Consider the following 15,345-nt stretch of genomic DNA (forward strand, 5'->3'; position numbering starts at 1 on the left):
TGTTAGAAGCGATGCCATCATGTCTTCCAGCGCACCGGCCACCACCACAGGAAACCTCTTACCCGTCGTTATGCCGGCGGTCTTCGTGTTTCTCTGGAGCACCGGATTTATCGGCGCGAAGCTCGGCCTGCCCTATGCCGAGCCCATGACCTTTCTGGCACTGCGTTTCGGCATCGTGGTGGCTCTGATGCTGCCCTTTGCCCTGCTGATCCGTGCGCCCTGGCCCAAAAGCTGGACCGAGGCCGGTCACATTGCAATCGCCGGACTCCTGCTGCACGGGGCGTACCTGGGTGCGGTCTTCGCCTCCATAGATCTGGGTGTGGAAGCCGGTGTCTCGGCCCTCATCGTCGGCGTTCAACCGATCCTGGTGGCCGTCGCCGCCGGGCCATTGCTGGGCGAACGGGTGACGCGCCGTCAATGGGTCGGCTTGTTTCTTGGGATGCTGGGCGTGGTCGTCGTGGTCTCGAACAAGCTCTCGCTGGGCATCGGAACACCCTTCGGAATGGCGCTCTCGGTCTTTGCGCTCTTCGGCATGTCTGCCGGGACTCTCTACCAAAAACGTTTCTGTGGCGGAATGGATTTGCGCTCCGGCAGTGTCATCCAGTTTGCGGCAACCACCCTGCTGGTCGGGGGCCTGGCCTTCGCGCTGGAGACACGTGAGGTGGTCTGGCATGCGGACTTCATCATTGCGCTGGGCTGGCTGGTTTTCGTCCTGTCCTTCGGCGCGATGACCCTGCTCTACATCCTGATCCGGCGCGGTGAGGCCGCACGGGTCTCAAGCCTCTTTTTCCTGGTGCCGCCCTGCACGGCGGTGATTGCCTGGTTTTTGTTCGGCGAGACCTTGGAAATTACAGCTCTCGCCGGGATGGCGCTCGCCATGATCGGCGTCGCGTTGGTGAATCTGCGGCGCTGACGTGCTTTAAGCCGGCTTTTTCATCAGCCGGTCTTCCATCGCGCAGGCCTCGTCGACCATCAGCGTGTAGATACGACGAACCAGATCCGGGTCCAGACCAAGCTCCTCAGCATATTTAGCATTCCGTTCGATGACTTCGGTGACGCGATCGGCCAGAACACTGGGGATGCCATGTTCGGCCTTGATCACCGCGACTTCTTCGATAATGCCGTAGCGCTCGGCGAACAGACGCACGATCCGATCGTCAAGCTCGTCGATGCGACGCCTATGGGCTTGTAACAGCTTCATGAAATGGGTTCCGGACTCTGTTTGAGCATAGAATCCAGGATATTAGCGTGCAGGCCCGCCGGGGGAATGCGACTAAAAGTCCGAACAGATGCCGTTACGCTCCCAATCCCCGTAGCGGGTCGGTTCGGGCCCTTCCGGCCCGCCGATTTCCTTCGGCAGGTTGACCTGGCCTGAGCGGGCGCGCAGGGCCGCCGCCTTTTCCATCTTCTCGGGCGTGACTTGTCCGCCCGCCTGATTGGGTCGGGATTTCGGTGCGCCCGCGGACGAGGTCTTCGCCGGGGCCGGTTTGTGGGAGGTGAAAAGCTTGGTCATGCCCTTTATATGGCATCGAACCTGAGCGCCGCCAAGTCTTGAAGGCCATGGTTCCGGTCCTTACCTGAGAGGCGTCGGGAGGACAGACAGGCAAGAAAGGACCCGGCCCTGCGATGAACTACACCAAAACCGCTATGCTCTTGGCCGCGATGACGGCCCTTTTCCTCGGCGTCGGCTTCATGCTCGGCGGCGAAGCCGGTATGGTGATCGCCTTTGGCATCGCGGTCGCGATGAACCTCTTCGCCTACTGGAACTCGGACAAGATGGTCCTGAAGATGTATGGCGCCAAGGAGATCGGCCCGCAGGACTCCCCGAATTTTTACGGCATGGTGAAAAGCCTGGCGCAAAACGCCAAGATGCCAATGCCCAAGGTCTATCTGATCGAGAACGACCAGCCCAACGCCTTCGCCACGGGGCGCAATCCGGAAAACGCCGCCGTGGCTGCCACCACCGGTCTCCTGCGGCGACTGAACGGTCAGGAAGTGGCAGGTGTGATGGCCCACGAACTGGCCCATGTGCAGAACCGCGATACCCTGACCATGACCATCACCGCGACCCTGGCCGGCGCGATCTCCATGCTGGCGAACTTCGCGCTGTTTTTCGGCGGCAACCGCAACAGTCCGCTGGGTCTGATCGGTACACTGGCCATGATGTTCCTCGCCCCTATGGCCGCGGCACTGGTTCAGATGGCGATCTCGCGCTCGCGGGAATACGAAGCGGACCGCCTGGGCGCGGAGCTCTGCGGCAATCCTGAGTGGCTGGCCTCGGCCCTGGAGAAGATCGACCGTTCGGCCCAGAGTATTGACAATGATGCGGCAGAGCGGAACCCGGCGACGGCCCATATGTTCATTATCAATCCGCTGCACGCCCACAAGGTCGACAACCTCTTCTCGACCCACCCCAGCACCGCGAACCGCGTCGCGCGCCTGCGGGCCATGGCCGCCGGCGGAACCGGCCGCTGAGGCAGCAGCACAACGCGGCCGAGGCCGACCAGCAGCGCCTGCAAGCATAGAAAAAGGCCCCCGCTGATTGCGCAGCGGAGGCCTTCTTCGGATCAACCCGATGATGGGTGCTATGTCTATTCGGCAGGCTCAGGCGAAGCGACCGTCTCCATGCCTTGCTGTTCGCGCCGACTGTCGTTGTAGATTGCTTTTATCAGCGCAGCGCACATCAGCACCATCACAAGGGAGAAGGGCAGAGCCCCGATCACCATCGCCGTTTGGATGGCTTTTAGCCCGCCAACCAGCAAGAGCGCCGCGACCACGGACCCGAGCGCCACACCCCAGAAGATGATGTGCGGACGCGCCTTCGGACCTTCGTCACCCGCTGCATTGATCGTGTTGACGATCAGAACCGCGGAGTCAGCAGAGGTCACCAGATAGGTCATCAGCAAGACAACGATCATAGCCGCCATCAACCAGGAGAGGATCTCCGAAATCGGCGCCAGCATGAAGTTCGTCATGGCGAAAATCTTATCGCCGTCCGGAGCGCTTGTGATGACGCCGCCGGCCCCGCCGGTCAGCTCCAGGTCGATCGCCGTGCCGCCGGCCCAGGTGAACCATACAAAGCACATGATCGAAGGCACGATCATAGCCCCCAGGACGAATTCGCGAATGGTCCGGCCCTTGGAGATACGCGCCAGGAACAGGCCCACGAAGGGTGCGAAGGCAACCCACCAGGCCCAGTAGAAGACGGACCAGGCACCCTGCCAGTTTGCAAGTTTCGTTGCGACGCTGTCAGCGGCACCGTCCGACTGCCAGACCCGGAACATCATGTCCGGCATGGCGATCAGGTAGTCCCAAAGCCCGACAACCAAAGCCTGCAGGCCAAAGAAGGTTGAGCCGAACAGCAGGAAGAACCCGAGCAGGGCGATGCTGAGAACCATGTTGATATTCGACAGCCACTTGATGCCTTTACCGACACCCGACAGCGCCGAGAGCGTCGAAGCGCCCATAATCACCAGGATCGCGACGATGATTCCGAGCGAACTCGCCGTACCCTCCTCGGTCGAGAGGCCGCCGATCCCGATACGCGACAAACCGGAGACGAACTGCTCGACACCGAAACCAAGGGTCTGAGCAACACCAAGAATGGTTGCAACCACGGCAACGATGTCGATGACGTGCCCCCAGGGTCCGGACAAGGACTTGCCGAACAAAGGCGTCAGAGACGAGCGGATGGTCAGCGGCAGGCTTCGGCGATAACTGAAGAAGGCCAGTGCCAATCCGGCAATCGCATAACAGGCCCAGGCTCCAAGCCCCCAGTGCAGGAAGGACCACTTGTAGGCCATACGGATGTTGTCCGCACTGGCAGCATTGGTAAGCCCCTGGATCACTTCGGGATTATTGTTGAAGTGATAGACCGGTTCCGCGACCGCCCAGGTCAGCATACCGACGCCGATACCGGCGCCGAACATCATCGAAAACCAGGAGAAGTTCGAAAACTCCGGTTTTTCGTCGTGCTGACCCAATTTAAGCCGGCCGGCCGCGGGCCAGATGGCCAGGGCAATACAGACCAGCACGAACAGCGCCACAACCCAGATGTACCAGGTCGCGAAGTTCGCAAGGATGAAGGTGTTAAACTTATTCAGGATGGCCCCGGCTTGCTCCGGGAAGGCAACGGCCCAGATGACAAGCCCGCCGATCAGGATTTTCGACGAGATGGTAACGTCCCGGCTAAAGCCCCGATAAAAGCCGGCATCGGCTGTTTTGATAGGTAAATCCGTGAGTGCTGGCTTCAGCGCCATATTTGATGCCCCCCTTGTTTTTTTGTCGCGATGATCGCCGTGTTTAGCCTTGGATTCCGGCCATCACAGCTGTGGCATGTTTTATTCCCTTACACATCTTTTACATGTTGTTTACCAATAGCAACAGGCATTCGCCATCGCAGGCACAGCCCATCCCTGCGGAGACTGCAGGTTACCGGCACATCGCAAGCTGGAGACGGTGACAAGAAAAAACCTTTTATACGACTGATAAATATTACTCTTTTCCGACAGCATCAGACCTCGAAAATCGCGGAGTCAGCCGGTCTTTTGCACGGTGGCAGGACAGCACAAGTTTCTGAAACCGGTTACATAAATGCAACGGCATCTCTGGTGAAAAGGTCGGTTTCGGGGGTTGCGGAAGCTTTGTCATGCTTTGACCGTAAAATTCTCGTGATCGCACCCCGCCACGCCCTGATTGATCGCCTGAAGGTTTCCTTTCCTTGCGAAAATCGAAAATTCCGCTTTCATTGCACCGCCGAAATGCTAAACCCCGGCCATGCCAAGCAAACGAACCACCAGCAAATCCAAGCGCAACCGTCAGCCGGGTGAGACCTCCCCCGGTCAAGAGGCGTTGCGCGCCCAGGCGCCCCGGACCGGCAAGGGCCCCAATCCACGCCGCATCGCGGCGACGGTTCTGAACGCTGTCCTGCGTCAGGAAACACCGCTCGACGATGCCTTGAATGCCCACAAGGACCTCCCAAATCTCGACGCCCGCGACCGCGCCTTCGTCCGGCTGCTGACAACCACGGTCCTGCGCCGCCTCGGGCAGATCGACGATCTGATCGCGCATTGCCTGGACCGTCCCCTAAAGGCGAAGTTTGCGGAAGCCGAGGACCTGATCCGCATGGGCGCTGCACAGCTCCTGTTTCTGGAAACGCCGCCCCACGCGGCACTGAGCACGACCCTGGCTCTTGCCACCACGCCCCGGACCTCGGGCCAGAAAGGCCTGATCAACGCCATTCTGCGGCGGCTCGACCGGGAAGGCCGCGCGCTGGTGGAAGCACAGGATGCGGCACGCCTGAACACCCCCGACTGGCTCTGGCAGTCCTGGAGCGAGGCCTACGGAGACGCGCAGGTACGCGCGATTGCCGAGAGTAATCTCAAAGAACCACCGCTGGACCTGACCATCAAGACCGAGAGCGGCGATTGGGTTACGCGCATGGCCAATGCGGGCCTGGACGCTCAAAAACTGCCTGGAGGCTCAGTCCGCATCGGGCATGCGGGCGATGTGCGCCGCCTGCCCGGCTATGATCGCGGCCACTGGTGGGTCCAGGACGTCGCGGCCACTCTGCCCGCGCGCCTGCTGGGCGAGATAGAGGACTTAAGGGTCATCGACCTCTGCGCGGCGCCGGGAGGCAAGACCGCGCAGCTCGCTGCCGCCGGCGCCAAGGTCACCGCCGTCGACCGTTCGACCAGCCGGCTCCGCCGCCTGTCCGAGAACCTGGACCGGCTGAACCTCTCGGCGGAGGTGATCGCAGCGAACGCGACCCGCTGGCAGCCGAAGCAGCCGGCGGATGCGGTTCTGCTGGACGCGCCCTGCAGCGCCACGGGGACGCTGCGCCGTCATCCTGACATTGCCTGGCTGCGCAACGCCGGGGATATCGCTTCGGTCACGGAACTTCAGGACAGTCTTCTGAATGCCGCCGCGGAGATGGTCAAACCCGGTGGTCTGCTGGTTTACGCAACCTGTTCGCTGCAGCCGCAGGAAGGGCCCGAGCGCATCGCGGCCCTGCTGGAAACGCGCAAGGACCTGGAACGGATTCCCCTCACCGCCGAGGAGCTCGGAGAAGGGCTCGAAGCCGCAATCACCGCGGACGGCGACCTGCGGACCCTGCCCTCTCATCTGTCGGATCTGGGCGGCATGGACGGATTTTTCGCCTGCCGGCTCAGACGTCTGTAAAGCCAGACTGCCACAGATCGAACGCCCCCGGCGAATCGCCCTCGAACCGCCACAATTGAGCGTGAGATTCTCTCGCAAGGGGGTAAGGGATTCACCGGGAGTCGGCGTCCTTGCCAAAACCATGCGCCGTTCGCGGGTAAAGCTCCGAAAAGCGCCATCTTTTACACACGCCCGCGCTTGCGGGCGCGGAGTCATGCTGTTACCAAGAAGCCATGCAACACAGCACCCGAATAGCACCCTCGATCCTCTCCGCGGACTTCGCCAACTTAGGCGAGGAGGTGCGCGCGGTCGACGAGGCCGGCGCCGATTACATCCACATCGACGTCATGGACGGCCACTTCGTCCCAAACCTGACCATCGGACCCGGTGTTGTCAAAGCTCTGCGGCCTCACAGCCGCAAGATCTTCGACGTGCATCTGATGATTTCGCCGGTCGATGCTTTTGTGACCGCCTTCGCTGAAGCGGGTGCAGATATCATCACGGTCCATCCGGAAGCAGGACCCCATGTCCACCGAACCGTTCAACTGATCAAATCACTGGGCAAAAAAGCCGGCATCTCCCTCAATCCGGCGACCTCCGTCGACGCGGTCGATCACCTGCTCGATCAGCTCGATCTGATTCTGGTGATGAGCGTGAATCCCGGATTCGGCGGTCAGACCTTCATCCCGGGCGCATTGAACAAAATCGAAGCCCTGCGGCGCAAGATCGAGGCAAGCGGCCGCGACATCGATCTGGAGGTCGACGGCGGCATCAATTTCGAGACGGCCCCGAGCGCAATTGCCGCCGGCGCCGATGTTCTGGTCGCGGGCACCGCGACCTTCGCCGGAGGACCCGGCAACTACGCAGCAAATATCAGTCGTATCCGCGGCACAGGAGGATGATGAGCAAAGGACAGGTCGGCCGTCTCGCAGTGGCCTCCCCGGACGGCGAGAGCACCAGTTCAACGTTCGACTTCCTTCGGCGGACTCTTGCCGAGGGCGCAGGTAAATTCGGCCATTTTTTGCGCCGTCCGGGCGATCAGGTCGCCTCTGCGTTCTGGTATGCGTTCAAGCGCCCGCTGTTCGGGCTGGCACCCTATCGTTTCTCGCTCTTCGGGCCCAATGCGACGGCTGTGCGGCTCAGCCCTACCGATCCCTGGCCCGGGAATGCCGACGAAGGTGCCGAGATCCTGGCCGGGAACTTTAACTTCGCAGGCAATACGCTGCGAAATCCGGCACCGCTCTGGCGGCCACCGGGCGCGCCCGCGGGCTGGGTCGCCGATCTGCACTCCTTTTCGTGGCTGCGGGATCTGCGCGCGGTGGGCGGCGACGCCGCACGTCGGCGGGCGCGGGATCTGGTCGGATCCTGGCTTGCGGCAAACGATCACTACAGCGCACCGGCCTGGCAGCCGGTCATTCTCGGTCAGCGCCTGACCAACTGGTTGGGCCAGTACGAGTTCTTCGCCGCCAGCGCCGATGTCGCCTTCAGGCATCGCTTGCTGGAGGGCATGGTGCAACAGGCGCGGCATCTCTCCCGGGTTCTGCCCGGTGGTCTGGCCGGATGCGACCTGATCATGGCGCTGCAGGGCTTGATCTCCGTCGGTGCCTGCATCCCCGGCTGCGAAAGCTGGCTGGAACGCGGCCTCGCCTTGCTGGAGCGTGAGCTCGCGAAACAGATCCTGGCCGATGGCGGCCACATCGAACGAAGTCCTTCACGGCATTTGAAGGTCCTGCGCGCGCTGATCGACATCCGCGCCCTTTTACACGCCTCCGGCAAACCCGTTCCGCCAAGCCTGGCAACAGCCATCGAAAACATGGCGCCGATCCTGCGCCTGCTGCGCCACGGCGACGGCGGTCTCTCACTGTTCAACGGCAGCAATGAAGACACCGGCTGGCAGATCGATATGATCCTGCAACGGGCTGACGGCGCCGCGCGCAGCCTGCTCAATGCCCCCGACAGCGGATTTCAGAGACTCCAGGCGGGACGGAGCGTCGTGATTGTGGATGCCGGCCGTCCGCCGCAGCCGGGCTACGACCGCACCGCCCACGCCGGTACTCTGGGCTTTGAGCTGAGCGCGGGACGGGAACGTCTGATCGTGAACTGCGGCGCCCAGGCCAATCATCCCAATTGGCAATGGGTACAGCGTTCGACCGCGGCCCATACCACTGCCGTCCTGGGTGACACCAACTCATCCCAACTGGGGCCTCAGGCAAGCCTGTTCAAAACGCCGCGCAACGTGGCCTGCAGGCGAGAGGAAGTCGAAGGTAATACCTGGCTTGATATGAGCCACGACGGCTATCGCGACGCCTTCGGGGTCGTCCATCACCGGCGGCTTTTTCTCTCCTCGACCGGCGATGACTTGCGCGGCGAAGACCGCTTCGAGGGCGATGGTGCCCACCCGGTCGTTCTGCGGTTTCATCTGCATCCGGATGTCACCGCCAGCCTGGCTGCCAGCGGCGACAATGTCCTGCTGCGCCCCGCCAAGGGTGCCGGCTGGCAGTTCCGGGCCCGTGGCGGCACCCTCTCATTGGAACAGAGTGTCTATCTGGGGCGTGCGGGAGAGGTACGGCGCTGCGAACAGATCGTCGTCACCTCTGACGCGTTCCCGCGCGATGCGGCAGGCGACGGCCTCACGGAAGACGCAGACGGAACGGCCTTAAGAGACCTCCAGATAAAATGGGCGATCAAGCGAATGACCGCCGCAAAGACCGGTTAGGTCTCTTCATCCCGCAACGCGCACGCGCGGCTCTGGCTCAAGAGCGCGAAATAGGTCTATAACGCCATCATGACCCTGACTGAACTTATCTTTGCCGCGGGTCTCGGCGCGGTTGCGACCTGGGCGATGACATTTCTCGTCCTGAAACTTCTGGTCCGCCACGGCATCTTCGATACGCCCAACGAGCGCAGCAGTCATGCCCAACCCAAACCCCGTGGCGGCGGCCTGGCCGTCCTAGCGATCCTGCTTCCGTCATGGGGCCTGATCTCTCTGTTCCACGGTGCCGCGCCGCCGGGCTTTCTGGCGGTTCTGGCAGCAACGCTGATTCTGGCCGCCATTTCCTGGCTGGACGATGTCAAAAACCAACCGGTCGTTTTACGCCTGATCGTTCAGTTTGCGGTGGTTATCGCCGGCATTGCCTTTACGGCATCGGACAGCGGCGGCTTTCTTGTGTTTCAAGGCGTGCTGCCGGATTGGCTGGATCACCTCTTCAAGGCCCTGGCCTGGGTCTGGTTCATCAACCTCTTCAATTTCATGGATGGCGCCGACGGCATCACGGGCATCGAAACTCTCACTGTAGGGCTGGGCCTCGGGCTGCTTTACATGCTCACCCAGGACGGGTTTGGGGCCGCGGCTTATCCAATAATGCTTGCGGCCTGTACCCTGGGCTTTCTGGTCTGGAACTGGGCGCCCTCGAAAATCTTCCTGGGCGATATCGGCAGCGTCACGTTGGGCTACCTGATCGGCTGGCTGCTGCTGGTCTGCGCCGCGCAGGGCCATTGGGCCGCGGCACTGCTACTTCCGCTCTACTATCTCTGCGACGCGACCATTACCCTCGTCCGGCGCGCCCTGCGCGGGGAGAAGGTCTGGCGCGGCCACCGCGAACACTTTTACCAGAAAGCCATGCTGCGCGGCGCCGGCCATGCCTGGGTATCGCGTAACCTGCTGCTGCACAATATCGCCCTGGTGTTTCTGGCGCTTGTGAGCGTCTCGTTCCTTCCCTGGTTCGCTTTGGCCGCCGGCACTTTTGTCGTTGCCGCATTGCTGTTCCGCTTTGCCAACCACCCCATGACACAACAGGGCACGAGCTCTGCGACCGAATAGCCGCCCTAAGCGTGCAACCCGGCCTTGCGTACCCGAGTCCCCTTCGTGCTAATCTAGCAAGACATTACGCGCTCCCGGCTCATTTCGATTTTCTGAGACAGCCCGATGTCGGAGAGCAGCTCGATTCCCAAGGCAGGCCCGATTGCTGCAGCAGATGACATCCGGATGAAAGTGAAATCGCACAAGCTTCCGCGCGCACTCGCGGCACTCCTGCATGATATATTCATGGCGGGCCTTTCGTTTGTGATCGCGCTGAGTCTCCGGCTCGGCTCGGAGGCTTTACCTCACGTTACCAACCATCTGATTCCCGCCTGGTTTCTTTTTATCGCCGTCTGCGGCTCGGTCTTCTGGGCCACCGGGCTGTACCGGGGTATCTGGCGCTACGCTTCCATGAACGATCTCGCGGCCATCGTGAAGGCCGTGACAATCGCGGTGATGATTTACGTCCCCATCGCCTTCCTGACAACGCGTGCCGTGGACATCCCGCGCTCATCCGTGATCATCAACTGGTTCGTGCTGGTCTTCCTGTTGGGCGCCCCCCGCATGGCGTACCGCGTCTTCAAGGACCGAGGCCTGCGCCACCTCCTGGAGCGCAGCCGGCACCTGCGCGTGCCGGTCCTGGTGGTCGGCACCGGCGATGCGGCGGAGGTCTTCATCCGCGAGATGGCGCGGGACCGTGATGGCGCTTACGATGTCCTGGGTGTCGTCGATGACCGGGGCACCAGAGTGGGCCGCAGCATTCATGAGGTTCCGGTGCTCGGGCACATAAATGACCTCGAGAAGATCGTAAACTCATTGACCCTGCGCGATGGCCGGCGACCGCGCCGGATCATTCTCGCCAAATCGCTGGAGCGCGAAGCGATGCAGGCGTTGCTCGGACTCGCGGAACAGTTGGACCTGCACATCGACAGAATGCCGAGACTGACCGATTTCAGGATCAATGCGGAGGGCGCCGCCTCGGGCGGCATCGAAGTCCGCCCCATCGCGATCGAAGACCTTCTGGGCAGGAGCCAGGCAAAGCTGGACCGCGCATCCATGCGGCAGTTGATCGCGAACCGCCGCGTGATGATCACGGGCGCAGGAGGATCGATCGGATCTGAGCTGGTCCGCCAGATCGCCGCCTTTGGGCCAAGCCGTCTTATCCTCTTCGATAATGCCGAGCACCTGCTCTACAGCATCGACCTGGAAATCTCGGAAAAGTATCCGCAGATGTCGCAACGCACGGTCCTGGGAGACGTGCGGGATGCGGTCAGGCTGAACGTCACCATGGCCGAGGAACGGCCGGAGCTGCTGTTCCATGCCGCCGCCTTGAAACATGTGCCCATGGTGGAGGCCAACCCGATCGAGGGTGTCCTGACCAATGTCATCGGAACCCGCAACACAGCCGACGCCTGCCGCAAACATGGCGTCGGCGCCATGGTGCTGATCTCGACCGACAAGGCCATCAATCCGCCCAACGTCATGGGCGCGACCAAACGGCTTGCGGAGAGTTACTGCCAGGCGCTGGACATCGCCGGCCGCGCGGGATCAGGCACCCGCTATGTGACCGTGCGCTTCGGCAATGTTCTGGGATCCACCGGGTCCGTGGTCCCGCTCTTTACCCGGCAGTTGGAAAGCGGCGGTCCGCTGACCGTGACGCATCCGGACATGACCCGCTATTTCATGACCATCCGTGAGGCGGTGGAACTGGTGCTGCAAGCGTCCGTGCTGGGCGCGAACGCGCCCTCGGAGGAAGCCGGCAAGATCTATGTTCTGGATATGGGCAAACCGATTAAAATCGAGGACCTTGCACGGCAGATGATCCGGCTTGGCGGCCTGCGGCCGGAGAAGGACATCAAGATCGTCTATACCGGCCTGAGGCCGGGCGAGAAACTCTATGAGGAGCTCTTTCACGAGCTGGAGCCCCTGGTGGAGACCAGCCACCCCTCGCTTCATCTCGCTTCTCCGCGCACAACGAACCTGGAACTGCTGTCACGCAGTCTCGACGATCTGAATACTTCAGCGGCCGCGCGGGATCACGCAACGGTCGCGCAACAGCTGCAGCGGCTCGTCCCCGAGTACCGCAAGGCAGCCACGCAATCCGAGGATGCGGTCGTCGTGGCGCTGTGACTTTATGATCCTTTCTGGATCGCACAAGTCGCATTTTCCGCAGCGCAACATCCTCGCTTGACGTAACGGCGGCGGGCCCCTAAACCCCACCCAAGCAATCCGGCCCGCGTGCTTTGCGCGGCCTGCATGGCCTTCACGATAGAGCAGCACCTGCCGGGCCATGATGGCAGTTCCCCTGCGCGATGCCGAGCCGGACCCCGGAATTACGCCCGCTGGAGCCGCTCTATGTCCGAAAAAATCACCCGTGCCCTTCTCTCCGTTTCAGACAAATCCGGTCTTACTGAATTGGGTCGTTTTCTTGAAGGACAGGGTATCGAAATTCTGTCGACCGGTGGTTCCGCCGGTGCCCTTCGGGATGCCGGCGTCGCGGTTACCGATGTCTCCAGCCACACCGGTTTTCCCGAAATCATGGATGGCCGGGTCAAGACCCTGCACCCTAAGATTCATGGCGGAATTCTGGCCCGGCGCGACCTGGAGAGCCATCGCAAAGCCATGGACGAGCAAGCGATCGGGGCGATCGATCTGGTGGTGGTGAATCTCTACCCCTTCGAGGCGACGCTCTCATCAGGTGCCGACTTCGATACCTGCATCGAGAACATCGATATCGGCGGTCCGGCGATGGTCCGCGCCTCGGCCAAGAACCACGCGTCAGTCACTATCGTCACCGATCCCCAGGACTACCAGAAGGTTATGGACGACATCACCGCCAACCAGGGCGCGACCTCAGGCAGTCTTCGGCGCGATCTGGCGGCGAAAGCCTTCGGTCACACCGCCGCCTATGACTCCATGATCGCCAACTGGCTCGACGAGGAACGCGGCGTCGACTTTCCCGCGCAGCGCACCCAGGGCGGCCGGCGGGCGCAGGTGCTGCGTTACGGCGAGAATCCGCATCAGGCCGCCGCGCTCTACATCGGGGGAAGCGGCAAAGACGGCCAACCACGTCCGGGAGTCGCAACCGCAACCCAGCTCCAGGGCAAGGAGCTGAGTTACAACAACCTCAACGACACCGATGCGGCGTTCGAATTGGTTGCGGAGTTCGACAAACCCGCTGTTGCCATCATCAAGCACGCCAACCCCTGCGGCGTCGCCCAGGCAGACGACCTTGCCTCTGCCTATGCCCAGGCTCTGAGTTGCGATCCGGTCAGCGCTTTCGGGGGCATCATCGCCGTGAACCGCACGCTCGACGGTACGACCGCGGCACAGGTCGCCGAGCTCTTCGCCGAGGTGGTGATCGCGCCCGATCTGGACGAAGACGCCCGCGACGTCCTGGCCGCGAAGAAAAACCTCCGGGTTCTCACCACCTCTGCCCTGCCCGACCCTGCCGCGCCCGGGATGACTCTCAAAGCGCTCTCCGGCGGCTTCCTGCTGCAGAGCCGGGATAACGGCTGCATCACGCTCGAAGACCTGAAGGTCGTCACCAAACGCGCGCCGGATCCGGATGAACTGGCTGACATGCTGTTCGCCTTCCGGGTCGCGAAGCACGTAAAATCCAACGCCATCGTCTATGCCCGGAATGGCGCGACGGTCGGTATCGGCGCCGGTCAGATGAGCCGGGTCGACTCCTCACGCATCGCCGCCTGGAAGGCGCGGGAGGCGGCGGACGCCGCCGGTCTCGCCGAGCCTGCGACAATCGGCTCGGTCGTCGCTTCAGATGCCTTTTTCCCCTTCGCGGACGGACTGATGGCGGCCGTGGATGCGGGCGCGAAAGCGGTCATCCAGCCCGGCGGCTCCATGCGCGACGACGAGGTCATCGCCGCCGCCGACGAAGCCGGTCTCGCCATGGTCTTCACCGGTATGCGGCACTTCCGGCACTGACCGGCACTGAATTGTAATGGAGGCGGTGTGGGCTGGTGCGCCGTTCCTGATAGACAGCGCCGTTCAACCTGCTTCTTTACGGCCCGCTTCTTCAAGGGACGTGTCGTCGAGCCAGTCGAGATCGCCCGAGAAGTGCTCGGCGAGATAGTCGACAAAGCTCCGGACCTTGGGCGAGAGATGGCGGCCGGGCGGATAGACCGCGTAGACCGCACTGTCCGGAAAGTGATAGTCGCCCAGGACCTCAATCATGCGCCCGGCTTTAAGGTCCGTACCGATCAGCCACATGGGCAGCAGTCCGATCCCCAGGCCCGACAATACGGCCGCGTGCAGCGCTTCCGCGGAATTAGCTTCGAGATTACCGGAAACCTGGATGGTCTCCTTACCGCCGGGACCGCTGAAGTGCCAATCGTTGCGTGACGCCCGATAGGTGTAAACCAGACAGTTGTGGTCCAGCAGGTCCTGGGGCTTTCCGGGCACAGGCCTACGGGCGAAATACGCGGGGGCGCCGCAAACCACGCGCCGGTTGGGTGCCAGTCTGCGCGCGATCAGACTGGAATCGGAGAGATCGCCGATCCGGACTGCCAGATCCATCCCCTCCGCCATAATGTCGATCAGCCGGTCATTCAGGTTCAGATCAATGCGCATTTCCGGATAACGCTGCAGGTATTCCGCCAGGACCGGCGCGACATGCAAACGGCCGAAAGCCGACGGCAGGGCGAGTTTCAAAGTCCCTCGGGGAGTCGATCGTAAATCCGCAACCGCCTGTTCCGCCTCCTCGATATCGGAGAGGATTTGCCGGCAGCGCTCATAAAAGCCGGTCCCCGCCTCCGTCAGGTTCAGGCGCCGTGTGGTCCGGTTGAAGAGCCGGGTCCGGAGCCGGTCTTCCAGCCGCCCGACCTGCTTGCTGATCGCGGAAGGCGTGAGGTCGAGCGATCGGGCCGCGGCCGAGAAGCTGCCAAGTTGAACGACACGCACAAAGACCTGCATTTCACTGACATTATCCATCAGGCATAGCTCTATCTATTCCATGAAGGAACAAATCATATTCGAAATAGCTATATTATCAACCACGGAGATCTCCACTAACTTTACATCACTGAACACCGCAGCGGCTCTGCCAAATCCTTCCGGCAGATCGCAGAGCAGATAAAGGAGACCCGAGCCATGAATTCCATCCATCAGACCTCAAGAAGCCACCAGCCAGCCCTGCGTCCTTCTGAAGGCGGCACCCAGGCTCCCTCCATGGACCGGATCCACCAGGACATGGCGATCTATCTGCGCCGTGGCCACAAAGCCCGAAGCGAAGCTTTCCACAGTGGCTTCAAATTTCTGAGCCGCGGGGCTCTCGGTTTGATGAAAAAGCTGTCCACCGCCGGAGATGCCATTGAGAGATGGCTCTTCACGCCCTCCTACAGCGGCGGGCGTAAGTCCTGACGATCGGA

At 61.9% G+C, this 15,345-nt stretch carries 13 protein-coding genes; 9 read left to right on the forward strand and 4 right to left on the reverse strand.

Translation table 11 applies throughout. The features are described from left to right. Positions 1–19: 19 nt before the first annotated feature. Complete coding sequence (locus FKG95_RS13625) at positions 20–913, forward strand: DMT family transporter (protein WP_142896920.1); 894 nt, start codon at positions 20–22, stop codon at positions 911–913. Between the two features lie 6 nt (positions 914–919). On the opposite strand, the gene FKG95_RS13630 is transcribed toward FKG95_RS13625, so the two are convergent. Together FKG95_RS13630 and FKG95_RS30455 are read right to left on the reverse strand one after the other, a co-directional pair. Then, positions 920–1,201 (reverse strand): chorismate mutase, encoded by a 282-nt coding sequence (locus FKG95_RS13630; RefSeq protein ID WP_142896921.1) that lies wholly within the window; start codon positions 1,199–1,201, stop codon positions 920–922. Between the two features lie 72 nt (positions 1,202–1,273). After that, positions 1,274–1,513 (reverse strand): DUF1674 domain-containing protein, encoded by a 240-nt coding sequence (locus FKG95_RS30455; RefSeq protein WP_246116770.1) that lies wholly within the window; start codon positions 1,511–1,513, stop codon positions 1,274–1,276. A 113-nt stretch (positions 1,514–1,626) separates the two neighbouring features. Between FKG95_RS30455 and htpX the strand changes: the two genes are divergently transcribed. Then, positions 1,627–2,475, forward strand: coding sequence for a zinc metalloprotease HtpX (gene htpX, locus FKG95_RS13640; protein WP_142896922.1), 849 nt, complete (start codon positions 1,627–1,629; stop codon positions 2,473–2,475). Positions 2,476–2,591: 116 nt separating this feature from the next. On the opposite strand, the gene FKG95_RS13645 is transcribed toward htpX, so the two are convergent. Further along, positions 2,592–4,259: a BCCT family transporter gene (locus FKG95_RS13645; protein ID WP_142896923.1), complete on the reverse strand. Its 1,668-nt coding sequence runs from the start codon at positions 4,257–4,259 to the stop codon at positions 2,592–2,594. Positions 4,260–4,776: 517 nt separating this feature from the next. Between FKG95_RS13645 and rsmB the strand changes: the two genes are divergently transcribed. The 6 genes from rsmB (at position 4,777) to purH (ending at position 13,903) form a co-directional block, all read left to right on the forward strand. After that, positions 4,777–6,180: a 16S rRNA (cytosine(967)-C(5))-methyltransferase RsmB gene (gene rsmB / locus FKG95_RS13650; RefSeq protein WP_142896924.1), complete on the forward strand. Its 1,404-nt coding sequence runs from the start codon at positions 4,777–4,779 to the stop codon at positions 6,178–6,180. A 212-nt stretch (positions 6,181–6,392) separates the two neighbouring features. After that, entirely contained in the window at positions 6,393–7,061 is a 669-nt protein-coding gene (gene rpe / locus FKG95_RS13655; RefSeq protein ID WP_142896925.1) for a ribulose-phosphate 3-epimerase, read from the forward strand. Beyond that, positions 7,058–8,875, forward strand: coding sequence for a heparinase II/III family protein (locus FKG95_RS13660; protein WP_142896926.1), 1,818 nt, complete (start codon positions 7,058–7,060; stop codon positions 8,873–8,875). Before rpe ends, FKG95_RS13660 begins: the two co-directional genes overlap by 4 nt. Before the next feature lie 69 nt (positions 8,876–8,944). Continuing rightward, entirely contained in the window at positions 8,945–9,979 is a 1,035-nt protein-coding gene (locus FKG95_RS13665) for an MraY family glycosyltransferase (protein WP_142896927.1), read from the forward strand. Between the two features lie 105 nt (positions 9,980–10,084). Further along, a complete protein-coding gene (locus FKG95_RS13670) occupies positions 10,085–12,088 on the forward strand; it encodes a polysaccharide biosynthesis protein (RefSeq protein ID WP_246116771.1) in 2,004 nt (667 codons plus the stop codon). A gap of 225 nt (positions 12,089–12,313) precedes the next feature. Further along, the gene (purH, locus tag FKG95_RS13675) at positions 12,314–13,903 is read left to right on the forward strand and encodes a bifunctional phosphoribosylaminoimidazolecarboxamide formyltransferase/IMP cyclohydrolase (protein WP_142896928.1); all 1,590 of its coding nucleotides are present in this window, start codon (positions 12,314–12,316) and stop codon (positions 13,901–13,903) included. 63 nt (positions 13,904–13,966) lie between these two features. Here the strand turns inward: purH and FKG95_RS13680 are convergent, their stop codons facing one another. After that, positions 13,967–14,908 (reverse strand): LysR family transcriptional regulator, encoded by a 942-nt coding sequence (locus tag FKG95_RS13680; RefSeq protein ID WP_142896929.1) that lies wholly within the window; start codon positions 14,906–14,908, stop codon positions 13,967–13,969. Between the two features lie 159 nt (positions 14,909–15,067). Between FKG95_RS13680 and FKG95_RS13685 the strand changes: the two genes are divergently transcribed. Beyond that, positions 15,068–15,337, forward strand: a complete 270-nt coding sequence (locus FKG95_RS13685) for a hypothetical protein (protein ID WP_142896930.1) — start codon at positions 15,068–15,070, stop codon at positions 15,335–15,337. Positions 15,338–15,345: the final 8 nt, after the last annotated feature.

The sequence above is a fragment of the Denitrobaculum tricleocarpae genome, assembly GCF_007004665.1.
Taxonomy (GTDB): Bacteria; Pseudomonadota; Alphaproteobacteria; order Kiloniellales; family Kiloniellaceae; genus Denitrobaculum; species Denitrobaculum tricleocarpae.